Origin of the sequence: Streptomonospora nanhaiensis (genome assembly GCF_013410565.1) — a bacterium.
In the GTDB taxonomy this organism is placed as follows: Bacteria; Actinomycetota; Actinomycetes; order Streptosporangiales; family Streptosporangiaceae; genus Streptomonospora; species Streptomonospora nanhaiensis.
The window spans coordinates 5657112-5672925 of record NZ_JACCFO010000001.1 but is presented as its reverse complement, the minus strand read 5'-3'; the positions used below and the strand labels follow the sequence as shown (position 1 = coordinate 5672925).

The following is a 15814-nucleotide window of genomic DNA, read 5'->3' as shown; positions in this document are numbered from 1 at the left end:
ACGCGTTCTCACTCAGTGTGACATGGTTCGGCTAAGGCGACGCTTGGCAGTGGGGAGACGACATGAAGGTCTGGGTGCTGGCCGGAATCACCGTGGGCGCGCTCGTGCCGGGCACCGCGCCCGCCTGGGCCGAGGCCGCACAGATCGAGGTCTCCCCCGAGGCGGTGGCCCCGGGCCAGTCGATCACCCTGACCACCGCCTGCGAGGGGGACGCCCGGCAGGTGGAGTTCACCTCCGACGTGTTCCCCGGCACCGCCTCGGCCGAACTGGTGAACACCTTCGGCACCGTGCCCGTGGTGGTGGCGCCGGGCACCCCGCCGGGCGTCTACGCCGTCCGCGCCGAATGCGTCGGCGGCACCTCCACCGAGACCGCTCTCGGCAAGGTCACCGTCATCCGCGGCGCGCTCACGCCCACGCCCTCGGGCGCACCGCAGACCGGCGGGGGCGGCGCTCCGGAGTCGGCACAGCCGGCGCGCGCCATGGCCGCCGGGCTCCTGCTGGGTCTGGCGGGCGCGGCCCTGGCCCTGGCGCGCCGCGCCGCACGCCGTGGCCGGTGAGGCGGCGGCCCACGCGCTGGCGGCCGTCTGCGCCGCCGGCGCGCTGCTGACCGCCTCGCTGGGCCCGGTGGCCGCCCCCGAGGCCGCCGCGCGCGGACCCGAGCGCCCGTCCCCGGACGGCGCCCCAGCCGGGCCCGCCGGCGCAGCCCGCCCGGCCACCGCACCCGCCCGCCTGGAGATCGACGCCATCGGGCTGCGCGCACGGCTGCTGCCCCTGGGCCTGGACTCCGCCGGCGGCCTGGCGCCGCCCCCGCTGGAGGACACCGGCGCGGCCGGGTGGTACGCCCTGGGCCCGGCCCCCGGCGACCCCGGGGCCGCCGTCATCAGCGGGCACCGCGACACCCGCACCGGGCCCTCGGTCTTCTGGCGCCTGGGCGAACTGCGGCCCGGCGACGAGGTCCGGGTGCGCCGGGCCGACGGCCGCGACGCGGTGTTCGAGGTGCGGCGCAGCGAGCGGGTGGACAAGGACGCGTTTCCCACCGAGGCGGTCTACGGCCCGGTGGCGCGCCCCGAGATCCGGCTCATCACCTGCGCGGGCGCCTTCGACCACGCCACCGGCCACTACGAGCGCAACCTGATCGTCTACGGCACCCTGGCGCGGGGCTGAACGGCGGCGCGGACGATCAGGCGCGGCCCGTGCCGCCGCCCGCGCTAGGGCAGGCGGTACTCCCGCGTGTCGAGGAGGGCGCACCGGCCGCCGATCTCGACCGTGCCCTCGGGGCCGGGCCGGGCGTCGATGCGCGACCCCACCCCCTGGCGGATCACCAGCGGGCGGCGCAGCAGCCCGCACAGCCGCAGTGCGGCCGCGCCCGTGGCCTCGTCCTCGCCGATGCCCATCTCGGCGGGGAACACCCGCACGCGCACCCGCCCGGCGGTCTCGTCCTCCCACGCCCACACGTGCAGGTTGACGCCGGGCTCGCCGCCGGCCAGGGCGTCGACCTCGGCAGGGGAGGGCAGTTGGCGGGTGTCGAACTCGGGCGCCAGCGCGGGGTCGGCGCGGATCCAGGTGTGGTCGCCGTCCTCCCAGGTGGGCACCACGCCGGCCGGCGGGTACAGGGAGTCGCGGCCCATCCCCTGGTGGCGCAGCAGCCAGGAGGTACCCACGAGCGGGTGGCCGGCCAGCGGCAGCTCGATCGCCGGGGTGTGGATGTGCATCCGGCCGGTGGCGGTGTCCTCCACGAAGACGGTCTCGGCGAACCCGAGGTCGGCGGCGACCGCCTGCCGGGTGGCGGCGGGCAGCCCCGACGAGCCGAGGAAGACGCCGAGTTCGTTGCCGCCCGTGCCGCCGTCGCCGAGGAAGACGGTGACGACGTGGAGTGTGGTGGTTGTGCTCATGCCCGCCATTTTGCCAGGACCGACCGCGAAGCTCCACTTACCCTTCCTTCACCGATGGTGAAGTTCTTCTTCGGGGTCCGCGCGCACCGCGACCGGCCCGGCCCTTCGTCACCCCAAGTGTGAACAGCCTCACGCGGCGCCATGGGAGCACGCGGCGGGGCCCGGGAACGCCCTGGCGGCAGGGGGTGCGGAGCCGCCGCCGCACCGCCCGCGACCTGCGCGCCATTCGCCCCGTTAAGCCTGCATTAAGGGGGGGTTGAGCGTGGCGGTCCCCCACGTATTCTCGGGAACCGTGCTTACGCTGTTCCCACCCCGCAGACGGACACCGGACCGTCGAAAAGAGGTCTCCGTGCCCCGAGTGACCGGTCTGGCGCACATCACCCTGTCGGTGCGCGACCGCGATGCCAGCATCGACTTCTACCGCACCGTGCTCGGGTTCAAGGAGTTCAAGACCCGGGACGGCAAGCAGTGGCTGCTCACCGAGTGCCGCCACCCCAGCGGTGTCGTGCTCGGGTTCATCCAGCACAGGGACCAGTTCAAGGCGAGCTTCGACTACCGCCACACCGGCATGGACCACCTGGCCTTCCAGGTGGGCAGCCTCGGTGAGCTGGACTACTGGGAGGACCGCCTCACCGACCTCGACATCGACCACTCGCCGATCGTGCACGCCGACCACGGGTCGATGATCTCCTTCTCCGACCCCGACGGCATCCAGTTGGAGCTGTACTGCCCGGCGGAGCTGGTCAGCGAGGACTGACCGGGCGCGCCCGCGCGGCGGCGCCGTTCGCCGGAGCCGCGCCCGCCCGTCCCGCCGGGCCGCGCCACGACCACACCCGCGCCGCCGGGCCGGGACCGGCCGGCGCCGCCCGTGCGGCTAGTCCGGCGAGACCAGTTCCAGCCGGACGTCCTGGGCGCGGATCTCGTCGACCGCCGACTGCGGCAGCCGGTCGTCGGTGATGATCAGGTCGAACTCCTCCAGGCGGGCCACCCGGAACGTCCCGAACTTGCCGTACTTGGTGCTGTCGACCGTGAGGACGCTCTTGGAGGCGATCCGCAGCAGCTGCTGCTTTGCCACGACCTTGGCCTCGGAGGGGGTCGTGGAGCCGCGGTCGACGTCCCAGGAGCTGCTGGCGATGAACGCGATGTCGACGTTGACCCGGCGCAGGAAGTCGGCGGTGAACTGCCCCACCGAGGAGTGGTCGGCGTGGGAGACCACGCCGCCGGTGTGGATCAGCTCGATGTTGGGGTACTCCATGAGGTGGCCCACGACGTTGAAGTCGTTGGTGACCACGGTCAGCCCGACCTTGTCGGTGAGCATGGGCACCATCTGCAGCGAGGTCGTGCCGGCGTCGAGGAAGATCGTGAAGTTCTCGCGCACCAGCTGCGCCGCGGCCCGCGTGATCGCCCGCTTGGCCGGGACCTCCAGCTGCGCCTTGGCCAGGTAGGACGGCTCGCTCTTGAGCCGCGCCGCCAGCCGCACCCCGCCGGTGACCGAGAGCACCTTGCCGTCGTTCTCCAGCGCCTGGATGTCGCGCCGCACGGTCATGTGCGACACCGACAGCATCGAGGTCAGCTCGTTGATGCTGAGCACGTGCCGCTCCTGCAGCAGCTTGAGGATGTGCTCGCGGCGCTGGTCGGGGATCATTCTTCGCCTTCGGAGTCGATGCGGGGGCGTGTTCACCAGTGTGAAGACGCGCGGGACACACCACAAGTTTCCCAGCCGGCCGCCGTGCGACGCGGCCCGCCCCGGGTGAGGACGGTCGCACTCGGGCGCGCGGGGAGACGGATTTGCGGGTCCCGCCCCCGTGCGCGCGCGGACTTTGGCACTCTAGTCTGCAGCACCCGGCGGCATCCCTCGCCGGTTCCTCGGGGCAACGAAAGACTGGGCACATGACGCTGGCGATCGCCCTCCGCGGTGACACCACCCGGTTCCGCGAGAACACGCTGCCTGCCATCCGCTCGGCGTTCGCCGAAGGCGCCGACGTCGTGGCCGTCGACCTGCGCACCACCGCCGACGGCCACGTCGTCGTCGTGCGCGACCACGCCCTGGAGTACACCTGGCGCCTGGCGCGCCCGGTGTCCCAGGCCACCCTGGCCGACCTCGCCGTGCTGGGCCACGACGTCCAGCAGCGCATCCCCACCCTGATGGAGGTGCTGGCCGAGGCGGCCGGCCCCCCGGTGCGGGCGCTGCTGCTCGACGTCGACCGCCTGGAGACCGCCCTGGCGGCCGAGTCGGTGGTGGGCGAGCACGGCATGGGCGACCACATCATCTACACCGGCCCCCTGGAGGTCCTGCGGGCGCTGCGCGCGCACCGGCCGCAGGCGGGCCTCCTGCTGTCCTGGGAGCTGCCCTCGCTGCCGCCGCCCGACGTGTGGCAGTCGGTGCGCCCGCGCTACTACAGCACCGAGCACCGGCTGCTGACGCGGGAACTCGTGGCGGAGATCCAGCGGCACGGGTACCGGATCGCCACCTGGACGGTCGACGACTTTCCGGAAATGGTCCGCCTGGCCGGAATGGGCGTTGACGCGATCATCACCAACAACATCGCCGAACTCGCCAACCTCAGCGGCCGCCAGGCCCCGCCGGGTATTTCGGGCCTGCCCCGCGGCCCGCACGATTCCTACAGCGCCGCAAACGCCCCCGCCACTCCCCCCTATGACCTGCACCCGGGCGACCCCCGGCGCTGAGCTCGACCCAATTCTCCTCCCGCTGGCGGACCGGAATTGCAGCCCCCGCGAGTGGAACTGAATTCAATTCATTCCGGCTGCCGTGCATGCAAAATACCGCGCGGATTTTCCTCCGGGCAACCTGCCCGCTTTTCCCTGAAAGCGACCCCGGGCGCCGCTATGCTGGAAACGGCCGGTGTTCCCCGCATCGGCGATCGCGGTGCACCGGGCCGGCCGAACCCGCGGCCCGCCTCCGCACCCGCGGCAGCGCTCGCCCATCCGCGCCGCGCGCACGGCTTCCCCGGCACGCCACCGCACCCGCTCCCACCCCTCGTCTACGCCCGCGACACCCGGGGCATTGCAGAGATGATCATGACAGCGGACCTGTCCCACATCGACGCGCGCGCCTTCGACCGCGCGCTCCACACCGCGGCGGGGCTGTTCGCCCGCCACGGCCTCAACGGCATCGGCATGGCCGCCATCGCCCACGAGGTCACCGCCGCCACCGGTGTCGACCCCGTGGCCTTCCGCAGAACCTTCCCCACCCGGCTCGACCTCGCCTACGCGGTGGCGCTGCACTCCACCCGCGACCTCGTGGACGCCCAACTCGGCTCCCCGGCCGACGGCCTCTCCCCCACCGAGCGCGTCGACCGCCTGGTGCGGCGGCACATCCGGCACTGCTGGCGGCAGCGCACCGCCGAACACCTGCGGCGCGCCCTGCTGCCCACGCTGCGGGCCATCCACCCCGAGCGGCACCGGGAGCTGACCGGCCTCCTCCAGGGCTACCGGGCGCACCTGCGCGCCCTCATCGCCGAAGGCGTCGCCGCCGGCGAGTTCCGCGTCGCCAACCCCGTCAGCGCCGCCGCCACCGTGGTCGACACCCTCGACTCCGTGCTCGACTGGTACGACCCCGAGGGCGGCCTGACCCTGGCCGAACTGGGCGACGTCAACGCCGACCTGGTGATCCACCACCACCTCGGCCGCCCGCGCGAGTAGCGGCGCCGGCCGCGGACCTCCGCGCCCCGGCCTCCCGCGGGTCAGCCCGCCAGGCGGTAGCCCATGCCCCGCACGGTCTCGATCCGCCCCGCGCCGATCTTCTTGCGCAGCGCGCGGACGTAGACGTCCACCACGTTGGAGCCGGGGTCGTGGTCGTAGCCCCACACGTGCGACAGGATCTGCTGGCGCGAGAGCACGTGGTCGCGGTGCCGCAGCAGCAGCTCCAGCAGGGCGAACTCCCGCGCGGTGAGGTCGACCGTGCCGGTGCTGGTGGCCGCCCGGCGGGTGCGCAGGTCCAGGGTGAGCCCGGCGGCGCTGAGCGTGGTGTGCTCGGCGGTCCGATCGGTGCGCAGCCGCAGCCGCACCCGGGCCAGCAGCTCCTCGAACCGGAACGGCTTGGTCATGTAGTCGTCGGCGCCGTTCTCCAGGCCCGTGACGGTGTCGGCGATCCCGTCCCTGGCGGTGAGGAAGATCACCGGCAGGGTGGAGCCTCCGGCGCGCACCCGCCGCAGCACGGCGAACCCGTCGAGGTCGGGCAGGCCGATGTCGAGCACCAGCAGGTCGAACTCGCCCGAGAGCGCGTAGTCCACCGCCTCGGCGCCGGTGGCCACCACGGCGGCCGAGAACCCGTTGGCCACCAGTCCCTTGCGGACGAAGGCGGAGATGCGCTCCTCGTCCTCGGCGATCAGGATCCGACTCACATCCGCTCCTTGGCTCTGTCGGGGTGGGTGGGGGGCAGGACCAGCGAGAACTCCGCGCCCCGACCGGGGACCGAGCGCAGCTCCACGCGGCCGTGGTGGGCCTCCACGATCGCGCGCACGATCGCCAGGCCCAGGCCCGCGCCGCTGCGGTTGCGGGTGCCCGAGCCCCGGGAGAAGCGCTCGAAGATCCGCTCGCGGTCGGCCTCGGGGACCCCCGGGCCGGTGTCGCCGACCCACAGCACGGCACCGCCGTCCTCGGTCATGGCCGACCCGATGCTGATGGTGTCGCCGGGCCCGGTGTGCTGCGCGGCGTTGGAGGCCAGCTGCACCATGGCCTGGGTGATCCGCTGCGGGTCGACGTGCACCGCGCCCTCGCCGACGTGCTCCAGCCGCCAGTTGCGGTCGGCCAGCGCCCGGACCTTGGCGTCGATGTCGCCGGTCAGCTCGGCCAGCCACACCGTGCGCGGCTGGACGAAGTCGGGGCGCTCGGCCTTGGCCAGCAGCAGGAGGTCGTCCACGATGCGGGCCATGCGGTCCAGTTCGTCGGTGACCAGCCGGACCACCTCGCGCCGCTCCTCGGGGTCGTCGCCCATCAGCTCCAGATGGCCCCGGACGATGGTGATGGGCGTGCGCAGCTCGTGTCCCGCGTCGTCGACGAACCGCCGCTGCGCCGAGAACGACTCCTCCAACCGGTCGAGCATGGCGTTGAACTGCTCGGCCAGCGCGGCGACGTCGTCGTTGCCGGGGACGTCGATGCGCCGGGTGAGGTCCTCCTCGCTGATCTGGGCCGCGGTCTGGCGCACCAGCCGGATGGGCGCCAGGATCCGGCCGGAGACCCACCAGGCGGCCGCGCCCGCGATGACCAGGCCCACCGCGCTGACCAGCCCCAGCGTGCCGATGGTGCGGTTGACGTCGGCCCGTTCGGCCTCGACGAAGTAGCCGATGACGAACCAGCCGCCGGGGTTGTCCGCGGACGCGTTGGCGAGGTTGAGCCGGGCCTTGTGCCAGCGCAGCACGCCGGCGGGGGTGTCCACCTCCCCGCGCGCGGCGGGCGAGCCCAGGATCTCCTCGCGCAATTCCTCGTCGGCCGAGACGTCGTAGAGCGGTTCGGGGTACTGGCGCACGCGGCCGGTGGGCACCTGGGCGCCCGGCGCGTCGTCCACGTGGCCGAAGATGATCTCGTTGTCGTCGGGGTACTGGCCGACCACGTAGGTGCGCAGCGCCGCGTCGACCGAGCTGAAGTGCTGCCGGGTCTCAGGGGCCTCGCTTTTGAAGAACCGGGAGAACTCGTCGTGCTCCTGGGTCAGCGCGCTGTCGATGCGGTCGTCCACCCCGCTGCGCAGCGCCTGCCAGGTGATGACGTTCACCAGGGTGAGCACGCCCACCATCAGCAGCACCACCCAGACCATGATCCGCACCCGGGCGGGGATGCGCCGCCACAGGGAGGGCGCCGCAGGCGGCGGCGGTGCGGCAGCGCGGTCGTCAGTCGTCGTCACCGTCGTCGTCACCGTCGTCGTCACCGTCGTCGTCGCCGTCATCGTCCCCTTCCTCGTCGTCATCGTCCGCGTCGTCGTCGCCGGTGACGGGGGGCGGCGGCGAGACGATGTCGTCCTCGGAGGGGTGCGGGGACGGACTGTCCGACGGCGCCGCCGAGGGGCTGGCCGACGCTTCGCGGCCGGGTCCCTGTCCGGCGGGGTTGGACGCGGGCGACTCTCCCACTATGACCTGCTCGGGAGGGGGCTCGGGCGCGGGGTCGCGGCTCACACCCCAGGCCAGGGCGGCGGTGACGAGGGCGGCGATCGCGACGCCGCCGATCAGCATGACGCGGTACAGCGGTTTCATGCCTGTGATCATGGCCCGCCACCGTGGAGGCGCCATGAAAGCCAGATGAGAAAACACTCATCCGGGGGCGGGACCCAACGCCCCAGGTCACCCGGGCGGCGCGCCCGCGCGGCGCGGCGGCCGGGGGGGGGGGAGAAAAAACGGGCGCCGCCGCCGGACCGGCGGCGGCGCCCTCTTTCGGAAGGGCAGAGGTGCTCGGTGGTGCCCCTCTAGGGCGCGTCGGGAATGGAGAACGCGGCCCAGACCACCTTTCCCTGCCCGTCGAGGATGTTCCAGCCCCACTTGGAGCTGTAGGTGTCGATGAGGCGGAGCCCGCGGCCGCCCTCTTCGCAGTCGTCGGGGTCGGCCATGGCCGGGGCGACGCGACTGGGGTCGAAGACCATGCAGGTCAGCTCGTGGTCGTCGCGCACGAGCCCGAACTGGATGGACCACTCCGAAAGGAGCCCGGCGTCGACCGGCGCGGCGTGCCGGCAGGCGTTGGTGACGAGTTCGGAGACCACCAGGCGCACGTCGGCGGACAGGCCGGCGAACCCCCACTCGGCGAGCACGGCGTGGGCGAAGTCGCGCGCGTCCTTCACCGAGGCCGGGTGGAAGCCAAGGCCGCGCACCGCGGTGACCGGCCGGACGAAGTGCTCCCCCACGGGCAGCGGAGCCGGTGACAGCCCCTGCCAGCCTCCCGGCACGTCGAGGCGGACGGGCGGCAGCCGTCCGCTGCTGGACTCCAGGAACAGGCCACCGGCTCTGAAGTGGGCAGAGTGCGCAGTCATCGCGCTCCTTGCGCTGTCGGGCTCGCACCGTACGGGTTCACGTGCACCCTTTTCTCTCGTCACTTACAGACGTAAGCACGAATGCATGTGCAAAACAGAGTCTAGTGAGAAGTGCTGCGCGTGTCCTCCCCGAAGTCGTTCGTTATGAAAACTTAAGCGAACCCCGGGAACACTCGGGCGTCCCGCGCGTGCGCGCGTTCCGCTTTATCGCAGGTCACCAAAGCACATCACGAAGCGTCACGGGAACCAGCCGCCCCAGGCCGCCGTGACCTGGGGCGATATCGGCCCGCAGTCAGTCCCATAACTCCCCAATCGTCACAAAGCGCCCGACTTGCGCCCGACGGAGGTAGATGGACGGGTATCGACGCACTTGGCGTGGTTTACTGACGCAAGCACCCCTGCAAACACATATGCACGTGCATCCGGTAGTCTGCGCGAGTCGCGGATGATCTTGTGGCGCGGCAGATAGGAGAGACCACAGATGCAGCAGACCTACAACGGCATCCCCGCCAGCCGGCTGCGGGGGGTCGTGTGGCGCAAGTCGGAGCTGAGCAACCCCAGCGGCAACTGCGTCGAGGTGGCCCAGCTGCCTGACGGAGCGATCGCCGTCCGCAACTCGCGCCACCCCAACGGCCCGGCGCTGATCTACACCCCGGCCGAGATGAAGGCGTTCCTGCGCGGCGCCAAACAGGGCGAGTTCGACCACCTGATCGACTGACCGCGGCTCCCGCCGCGCGCACGGCCCGCCGAGGCCGGCACGCGCGCCACCGCCCGCGCGGGCGCCGGGTCCGAAGGTGGGACGGCGCACGCCGGCAAAGCCCCCACGCCGGCAAAGGCACCGCCTCCGGCGGCCGCGCCGCGGCCCGCCCCTCTGTCCGCCGCCCGCCTCTCGCGGGACCGTCCCGGCGGGCACCGGCCGGGCCCCGACGGCACCGGGTGGCCAGGTGAAATGCCGCGTATTACCCCGCGCGCCGCACCGCGATCACCGGATTCCCGCCGGATTACCTGCACTTTCGCGGTACAGCGCAATAGGCCGGCAATTTCCCCGGTCGGCGTGTGGTGCGAACGCGCCCGCGCACCGCGGATCCCCGGCTACCCTCGGAACCGGATAGCGCACTATTCGCATTCGACCGGTCACCGGTGGGCACCGCAACCCCCGCCGCCTCGCGCAATGCCGAGCGGCTCGGCGATTTCGCGCCCGCCATCACAGGGCGTCGTCGCCGCCGCCGGGAGAGTTACGCGCGGTTCGACGGCGATTGCCGTAATGGTCGTTATTCTGATTCACTGGCGTCGACCAGCGCTCTCGGGAGGGCAAATGGAGGTAGTGCGGACGGAGGACGAGTCCCCTCCGGCGAACGTACTCGCCCAGTCACGCGGCGGGCCGACCGTGCTGCGCATCCTGCTCGGCACGCAGTTACGGCGGCTGCGCACCGCGAAGGGCATCAGCCGCGAGGCCGCCGGGTACGAGATCCGCGCCTCGCACGCGAAGATCAGCCGCCTGGAACTGGGCCAGGTGAGCTTCAAGGAGCGCGACGTCGCCGACCTGCTCACGCTCTACGGCGTCACCGAGCCCGAGGAGCGCGAGACCCTGCTCTCCCTGGCCCGGCAGGCCAACACCCCCGGGTGGTGGCACAAGTTCAGCGACGTGCTGCCGAACTGGTTCGAGGTCTACGTCGGGCTCGAGGAAGCCGCGTCGATCATCCGCACCTACGAACTCCAGTTCGTGCCCGGCCTGCTCCAGGCCGAGGAGTACGCCCGCGCCGTCATCATGCTGGCCCACGGCAGCGCGCCCGTCGATGAGATCGACCGCCGCGTGCACCTGCGCATGACCCGCCAGAAGCGGCTCACCGGGCCCGAGGCGCCCCGGCTGTGGGCCGTGGTCGACGAGGCCGCGCTGCGCCGTCCGCTGGGCGGCGCCCACGCCATGCGCGCCCAGCTCGAGCACCTCATCGAGATGGCCACACTGCCCAACGTCACGCTGCAGATCGTGCCGTTCAACCGGGGCGGGCACGCCGCCGCGGGCGGGCCGTTCAGCATCCTGCGCTTCACCGGGGCCGACCTCCCCGACGTGGTGTACCTGGAGCAGCTCACCAGCTCCGTCTACTTCGACAAGCCCGAGGAGACCGACCACTACATGGCGGTCATGGACCGGCTGTGCCTTGAGGCCGCGCCGGCCTCGGAGACCCCGCGCTTCCTCCGCCGCATCCTCGACGACATGGCCTGACGGCCGCCGCCGGCCGGGCCGCGCCCGCCGCCGCGCCACGGCCGCCTTTCGAAGCCGCCGCGAGGGCCCTGAGCCCCCGCGGCGGCTTCGTGCTGTGCGGTGCTGGGCGGACGGACACCCCGACCCGCCCGTTTCCACCCCCTCCGGCGGGATTGACTTTTGATTAGTCCGGAAACCAAACTAATCCCCGCGAGCATGTCGTGGATCACGTTCCCCTACCCCCACAGCGCTTGGAGGCCGACGATGCTGGTCGCGGGAGTGGACTCCTCCACCCAGGGCACCAAGATCGTGGTGCGCCGCGCCGACACCGGCGAACCGGTGCGCGCCGCCCAGGCGCCCCACCCCGACGGCACCGAGATCGACCCCCGCCACTGGTGGGAGGCGCTCCTGGCCGTCTGCGCCGACGGCATGCTGGAGGGGGTGTCCGCCATCGGCGTGGCCGCCCAGCAGCACGGCATGGTCGCGCTCGACTCCGCCGGCGAGGTCGTGCGGCCCGCGCTGCTGTGGAACGACAACCGGTCGGCCGGGGCCGCCCGCGACCTCATCGCCGAACTCGGCGGGCCCCGGGCGTGGGCCCAGGCGGTGGGCAGCGTCCCGGTGGCCAGCCTCACCGTCACCAAGCTGCGCTGGCTGGCCGAGCACGAGCCCGCCAACGCCGCGCGGGCCGAGCGGGTGCTGCTGCCGCACGACTGGCTCACCTGGCGGCTGACCGGCGGCACGGGCGGCGGCGAGGCGCTGACCGACCGCGGCGACGCCTCGGGCACCGGCTACTACTCCCCCGCCGAGGGCGCCTACCGCACCGACCTGCTGCGCGCGGCCTTCGGCCGCGACCTGGCCACCCCGCGCGTGGCCGGCCCGGCCGACACCGCCGGGCCGGTGCGCGCCGCCGGGCTGCCCGGGATCGGCACCGTCTCGGTGGGCACCGGCGACAACATGGCCGCCGCGCTGGGGCTGGGCGCCGGGCCCGGCGACGTCGTGGTGTCGTTGGGGACCTCGGGCACCGCCTTCGCCGTGGCCGAGGAACCCACCGCCGACCCCTCCGGCCTGGTCACCGGGTTCGCCGACGCCACCGGCCGGTTCCTGCCGCTGGTGTGCACGCTCAACGCGGCCCGGGTCCTCGACGCCGGCGCCCGGATGCTCGGGGTGGACCTGGCGGAGTTCGGCCGGCTCGCGCTGGAGGCGCCCTCCGGCGCCCACGGGCTCACCCTGCTGCCCTACCTCGACGGCGAGCGCACGCCCAACCTGCCCGACGCCACCGGCCGCCTCGACGGCCTCACCCGGGCCAACCTCACCCCGCCCGCCATCGCCCGCGCGTTCGTGGAGGGCATGCTGTGCGGCCTGGCCGACGCCGTGGACGCGCTGACCGCCCAGGACGTGCCCGTGCGGCGGGTGCTGCTCATCGGCGGCGCCGCGCGCTCGGCGGCGGTGCGCGCCATCGCGCCCCAGATCCTCGGCCGGCCCGTGGTGGTGCCCGAGCCCGGCGAGTACGTGGCCGACGGCGCCGCGCGCCAGGCCGCCTGGGCGCTGGCGGGCACCGCCGAGCCGCCGGAGTGGGGCTCGACCGCCGCGGCCGAGACCTACGAGGCCGACCCCGCGCCCGGTGTGCGCGAGCGCTACGCCCAGGCGCGCGCCGCCCTCACCGGCACCGCCTGACCCGGGCCCCGGCCCGGCCGGCTCCCCGGCGCCACCCGGCGCCGTCCTGCCCCAACACCGAAACGAGCGAGGACACCTGATGAACGACTACCAGCCGGTGCCGGAGGACAAGTTCAGCTTCGGCCTGTGGACCGTGGGCTGGCCCGGAGTGAACACCTTCGGCCAGGCGGTCCGGCCGCCGCTGGACGGCGCCGAGGCGGTGCGCCGGCTCGCCGACCTGGGAGCCTACGGGATCACCTTCCACGACGACGACCTGTTCCCGCCCGGCACCGGCGCCGCCGAGCGCGAGCAGATCCTCACGCGGTTCCGCGCGGCGCTGGACGAGACCGGGCTGACCGTGCCGATGATGACGACCAACCTGTTCAGCCACCCGGTGTTCCGCGACGGCGGCTTCACCTCCAACAGCCGCGACGTGCGCCGCTACGCCCTGCGCAAGGTGATCCGCAACGTCGACCTGGCGGCCGAGCTGGGCGCGCGCACCTACGTGTGCTGGGGCGGCATGGACGGCGCGGAGTCCGAGGCGGGCAAGGACGACCGCGCGGCGCTGGACCGGCTGCGCGAGGCGTTCGACATCCTGTGCGGCTACGTGCGCGAGAAGGGCTACGACCTGCGGTTCGCGCTGGAGCCCAAGCCCAACGAGCCGCGCGGCGACGTCCTGCTGCCCACGGTGGGCCACGCGCTGGCGTTCATCAACGAGCTGGAGCACCCCGAGATGGTCGGCCTCAACCCCGAGGTCGGCCACGAGCAGATGGCCGGGCTGAACTTCGTCCACGGCATCGCCCAGGCGCTGTGGCACGGCAAGCTGTTCCACATCGACCTCAACGGCCAGCGGGGCGTGAAGTACGACCAGGACCTGCGCTTTGGCGCGGGCGACGTCAAGGAGGCGTTCTTCCTGGTCGACCTGCTGGAGACCGCGGGCTACGACGGTCCGCGCCACTTCGACTTCAAGCCCCCGCGGACCGAGGACATGTCGGGCGTGTGGGAGTCGGCCGCGGCCTGCATGCGCAACTACCTGATCCTGCGCGAGAAGGCGGCGGCGTTCCGCGCCGACCCCGAGGTCGCCAAGGCGCTGGAGGCGGCGCGGGTGGCCGAGCTGGCCCAGCCGACGCTGGCGCCGGGCGAGTCGCTGGAGGACCTGCTGGCCGAGGACCTCGACCTGGCGGCGGCGGGCGAGCGCGGCTACCACTTCGAGCGGCTGGACCAGCTGGCGATGGACCACCTGTTCGGCGTGCGCTAGCACCCTCCGGCTCCGGCGCGGTCCGGGGCGGTGCGGCGGCCTGCTCGCGGGGCCGCCGCACCGCCCCTTTTCGCGTGTCCGCCCGGTGCCCCGGCGCCCCCGCTCCCCCCGGCGGCCGCGGCGCGCCCGGCCGGCGGTCAGGCCGCGGCCAGGCCCTTGCGCAGCCGGGTGAAGGCGCGCGGGCGGTCCAGGGCGACGGCCGCCACCGCCCGGCCGCCGCGCTCGTAGACGGCGGCGAAGGCGCTTTCGGCGAGCGCGCCGTCGACCACCCGCAGGGTGTCGCCGGGCCGGGTCTCGCCGGCGAACTGGAGGCGCCGGCCGTACTGGTCGGACCAGAAGTAGGGGACGCGGGCGTAGGCGGCCACGGTCCGGCCGGCGAGCAGGTTGCGCACGGCCACCGGCGGCTGGTCGTTGGCGGCGCTCCAGTGCTCGGCGCGCGTGGTGGTGCCGTCGGCGCGGCGCACCCGCGCGGCGTCGCCCACCGCCACCACCCCGGGCAGGGCGGTGCGCAGCCCGGGGTCGCACACCACGCCGCGGTCCAGCTCCAGTCCCGACCCGGTGAGCCAGTCGGTGGCCGGCCGGGCGCCGATCCCCACCACGACCACGTCGGCGAGCACCGTGCGGCCGTCGGCCAGCACCAGCCCGGTGACCCGGTCGGCGCCGGCGAGGGCGGCCACCGGCGTGCCGCACAGCAGCCGCACCCCGTTGGCGGCGTGCAGCCCGGCCACGGCGGCGGCGACCTCGGGGCCCAGCACGTGCTCCAGCGGCGCGGCGGCGGCCTCGACCACGGTCGTCTCCAGCCCCAGCGCGGCGCAGGCCGAGGCGATCTCGGCGCCGATGAAGGAGCCGCCGACCACGGCCACGCGCGGCGACCCGGACGCCAGCTCCGCGCGCAGGGCCTCGGCGTCGTCGAGGGTGCGCAGGGTGTGCACGCCGGCGAGCCGGGGCGCCCCCGGCAGCGGGAGCGCGGCGGCGCCGGTGGCCACCACCACGGCGTCGGAGGCGACCTCGGTGCCGTCGGCCAGCACCACGGCCCGGCGGCGCGGCTCCAGCGCCACCGCCCGCGCTCCCAGCCGCCAGCGCACGTCCAGGTCGGAGTCGTCCTCGGCGGTCAGGGCGAGGTCGGCGGCCTCGGCCTTGCCCAGGAGGAAGTCCTTGGACAGCGGCGGGCGGTCGTAGGGCGCGTGGCGCTCGGCGCCCACCACGGTCAGCGCGCCCGTGTACCCCTGCTCGCGCAGCGCGCGGGCGGCGGCCAGGCCGGCGAGGGACGCGCCGACCACGGTGACGGCCTTCACGCGGCGCCTTCGGCGACGGCCTGGGGCACGGAGGCGTGCACGTAGACGGCGCCGTCCTCGGCGACGGTGACGGCGTGGGTGCGCACCGGGCGCTTGGCCGGCAGGCAGGTCGGGGCGCCCGTGCGCAGGTCGAAGGACGCCTCGTGCAGCGGGCACTCGATGAAGCAGCCCTCCAGCCAGCCGTCGGAGAGCGACGCGTTCTGGTGGGTGCAGGTGTCGTCGACCGCGTACAGGCGGCCGTCGACGTTGAACACGGCGATCGGCACGTCGGCCATCACCCGGACGGACTCGCCCTTGGGCAGGTCATCGAGGTGGCAGGCGTAGATCATGGCATCTCCCATCTGGCGGCGGAGCTGTCGTGCGCCGAAGGTTCCGCTTGTCGTCCCCGGCGGGTGCCGGGGCGGGCGGGAGCCGGGCGCCCGGGACCGGGCGCGGGGACCAGTGGTGTCGGGAGGCGGCGGCCTCGGCGGAATACGCCACAGAGCACACGGCGGAGTGCGCAGGGCTTCCACGACCACGGGCCGAAGTCGCCCGATGCGC

Annotated in this window: 17 protein-coding genes; 9 read left to right on the top strand and 8 right to left on the bottom strand. The window is 73.7% G+C overall.

The features are described 5' to 3' along the window. Positions 1-62: 62 nt before the first annotated feature. Entirely contained in the window at positions 63-557 is a 495-nt protein-coding gene (locus HNR12_RS25015) for a hypothetical protein (protein WP_179769842.1), read from the top strand. Further along, entirely contained in the window at positions 547-1164 is a 618-nt protein-coding gene (locus HNR12_RS25010; RefSeq protein WP_308251258.1) for a class F sortase, read from the top strand. The genes HNR12_RS25015 and HNR12_RS25010 overlap by 11 nt, the downstream gene beginning before the upstream one ends. A gap of 44 nt (positions 1165-1208) precedes the next feature. On the opposite strand, the gene HNR12_RS25005 is transcribed toward HNR12_RS25010, so the two are convergent. Further along, positions 1209-1901 (bottom strand): PhzF family phenazine biosynthesis protein, encoded by a 693-nt coding sequence (locus HNR12_RS25005; protein WP_179769841.1) that lies wholly within the window; start codon positions 1899-1901, stop codon positions 1209-1211. Positions 1902-2241: 340 nt separating this feature from the next. Between HNR12_RS25005 and HNR12_RS25000 the strand changes: the two genes are divergently transcribed. Continuing rightward, complete coding sequence (locus HNR12_RS25000) at positions 2242-2649, top strand: VOC family protein (RefSeq protein ID WP_179769840.1); 408 nt, start codon at positions 2242-2244, stop codon at positions 2647-2649. 117 nt (positions 2650-2766) lie between these two features. Here HNR12_RS25000 and HNR12_RS24995 read toward each other — a convergent pair whose 3' ends face one another. After that, entirely contained in the window at positions 2767-3537 is a 771-nt protein-coding gene (locus HNR12_RS24995) for a DeoR/GlpR family DNA-binding transcription regulator (protein ID WP_179769839.1), read from the bottom strand. Between the two features lie 245 nt (positions 3538-3782). Here HNR12_RS24995 and HNR12_RS24990 point away from each other — a divergent pair, with 245 nt between their 5' ends. Together HNR12_RS24990 and HNR12_RS24985 are read left to right on the top strand one after the other, a co-directional pair. Next, positions 3783-4580 carry a glycerophosphodiester phosphodiesterase gene (locus tag HNR12_RS24990; protein ID WP_179769838.1) on the top strand — a complete coding sequence of 266 codons (798 nt, stop codon included), beginning with the start codon at positions 3783-3785 and terminating at the stop codon, positions 4578-4580. A 351-nt stretch (positions 4581-4931) separates the two neighbouring features. Continuing rightward, entirely contained in the window at positions 4932-5555 is a 624-nt protein-coding gene (locus HNR12_RS24985) for a TetR/AcrR family transcriptional regulator (RefSeq protein ID WP_179769837.1), read from the top strand. 41 nt (positions 5556-5596) lie between these two features. Here the strand turns inward: HNR12_RS24985 and HNR12_RS24980 are convergent, their stop codons facing one another. The 4 genes from HNR12_RS24980 to HNR12_RS24965 all read right to left on the bottom strand — a co-directional run bounded on the left by HNR12_RS24980 (position 5597) and on the right by HNR12_RS24965 (position 8865). After that, the gene (locus HNR12_RS24980) at positions 5597-6256 is read right to left on the bottom strand and encodes a response regulator transcription factor (RefSeq protein WP_179769836.1); all 660 of its coding nucleotides are present in this window, start codon (positions 6254-6256) and stop codon (positions 5597-5599) included. Further along, positions 6253-7794 (bottom strand): sensor histidine kinase, encoded by a 1542-nt coding sequence (locus HNR12_RS24975; RefSeq protein ID WP_246425169.1) that lies wholly within the window; start codon positions 7792-7794, stop codon positions 6253-6255. Before HNR12_RS24975 ends, HNR12_RS24980 begins: the two co-directional genes overlap by 4 nt. Beyond that, entirely contained in the window at positions 7739-8098 is a 360-nt protein-coding gene (locus tag HNR12_RS24970; protein WP_179769835.1) for a hypothetical protein, read from the bottom strand. The genes HNR12_RS24975 and HNR12_RS24970 overlap by 56 nt, the downstream gene beginning before the upstream one ends. A 209-nt stretch (positions 8099-8307) precedes the next feature. Then, the gene (locus HNR12_RS24965) at positions 8308-8865 is read right to left on the bottom strand and encodes an ATP-binding protein (protein WP_179769834.1); all 558 of its coding nucleotides are present in this window, start codon (positions 8863-8865) and stop codon (positions 8308-8310) included. Positions 8866-9346: 481 nt separating this feature from the next. On the opposite strand from HNR12_RS24965, the gene HNR12_RS24960 reads away from it, so the two are divergent. The 4 genes from HNR12_RS24960 to xylA all read left to right on the top strand — a co-directional run bounded on the left by HNR12_RS24960 (position 9347) and on the right by xylA (position 13979). Then, on the top strand, positions 9347-9583 hold the full coding sequence (locus HNR12_RS24960; RefSeq protein ID WP_179769833.1) for a DUF397 domain-containing protein: 237 nt from the start codon (positions 9347-9349) through the stop codon (positions 9581-9583). 597 nt (positions 9584-10180) lie between these two features. After that, positions 10181-11089 carry a helix-turn-helix domain-containing protein gene (locus HNR12_RS24955; RefSeq protein WP_179769832.1) on the top strand — a complete coding sequence of 303 codons (909 nt, stop codon included), beginning with the start codon at positions 10181-10183 and terminating at the stop codon, positions 11087-11089. A gap of 243 nt (positions 11090-11332) precedes the next feature. Beyond that, complete coding sequence (gene xylB, locus HNR12_RS24950) at positions 11333-12742, top strand: xylulokinase (RefSeq protein ID WP_179769831.1); 1410 nt, start codon at positions 11333-11335, stop codon at positions 12740-12742. Positions 12743-12821: 79 nt separating this feature from the next. Continuing rightward, complete coding sequence (gene xylA, locus HNR12_RS24945) at positions 12822-13979, top strand: xylose isomerase (RefSeq protein WP_179769830.1); 1158 nt, start codon at positions 12822-12824, stop codon at positions 13977-13979. 137 nt (positions 13980-14116) lie between these two features. Here xylA and HNR12_RS24940 read toward each other — a convergent pair whose 3' ends face one another. Continuing rightward, positions 14117-15274 carry an NAD(P)/FAD-dependent oxidoreductase gene (locus tag HNR12_RS24940; protein ID WP_179769829.1) on the bottom strand — a complete coding sequence of 386 codons (1158 nt, stop codon included), beginning with the start codon at positions 15272-15274 and terminating at the stop codon, positions 14117-14119. Then, positions 15271-15603 carry a bifunctional 3-phenylpropionate/cinnamic acid dioxygenase ferredoxin subunit gene (locus tag HNR12_RS24935; RefSeq protein WP_179769828.1) on the bottom strand — a complete coding sequence of 111 codons (333 nt, stop codon included), beginning with the start codon at positions 15601-15603 and terminating at the stop codon, positions 15271-15273. The genes HNR12_RS24940 and HNR12_RS24935 overlap by 4 nt, the downstream gene beginning before the upstream one ends. Between the last annotated feature and the right edge of the window lie 211 nt (positions 15604-15814).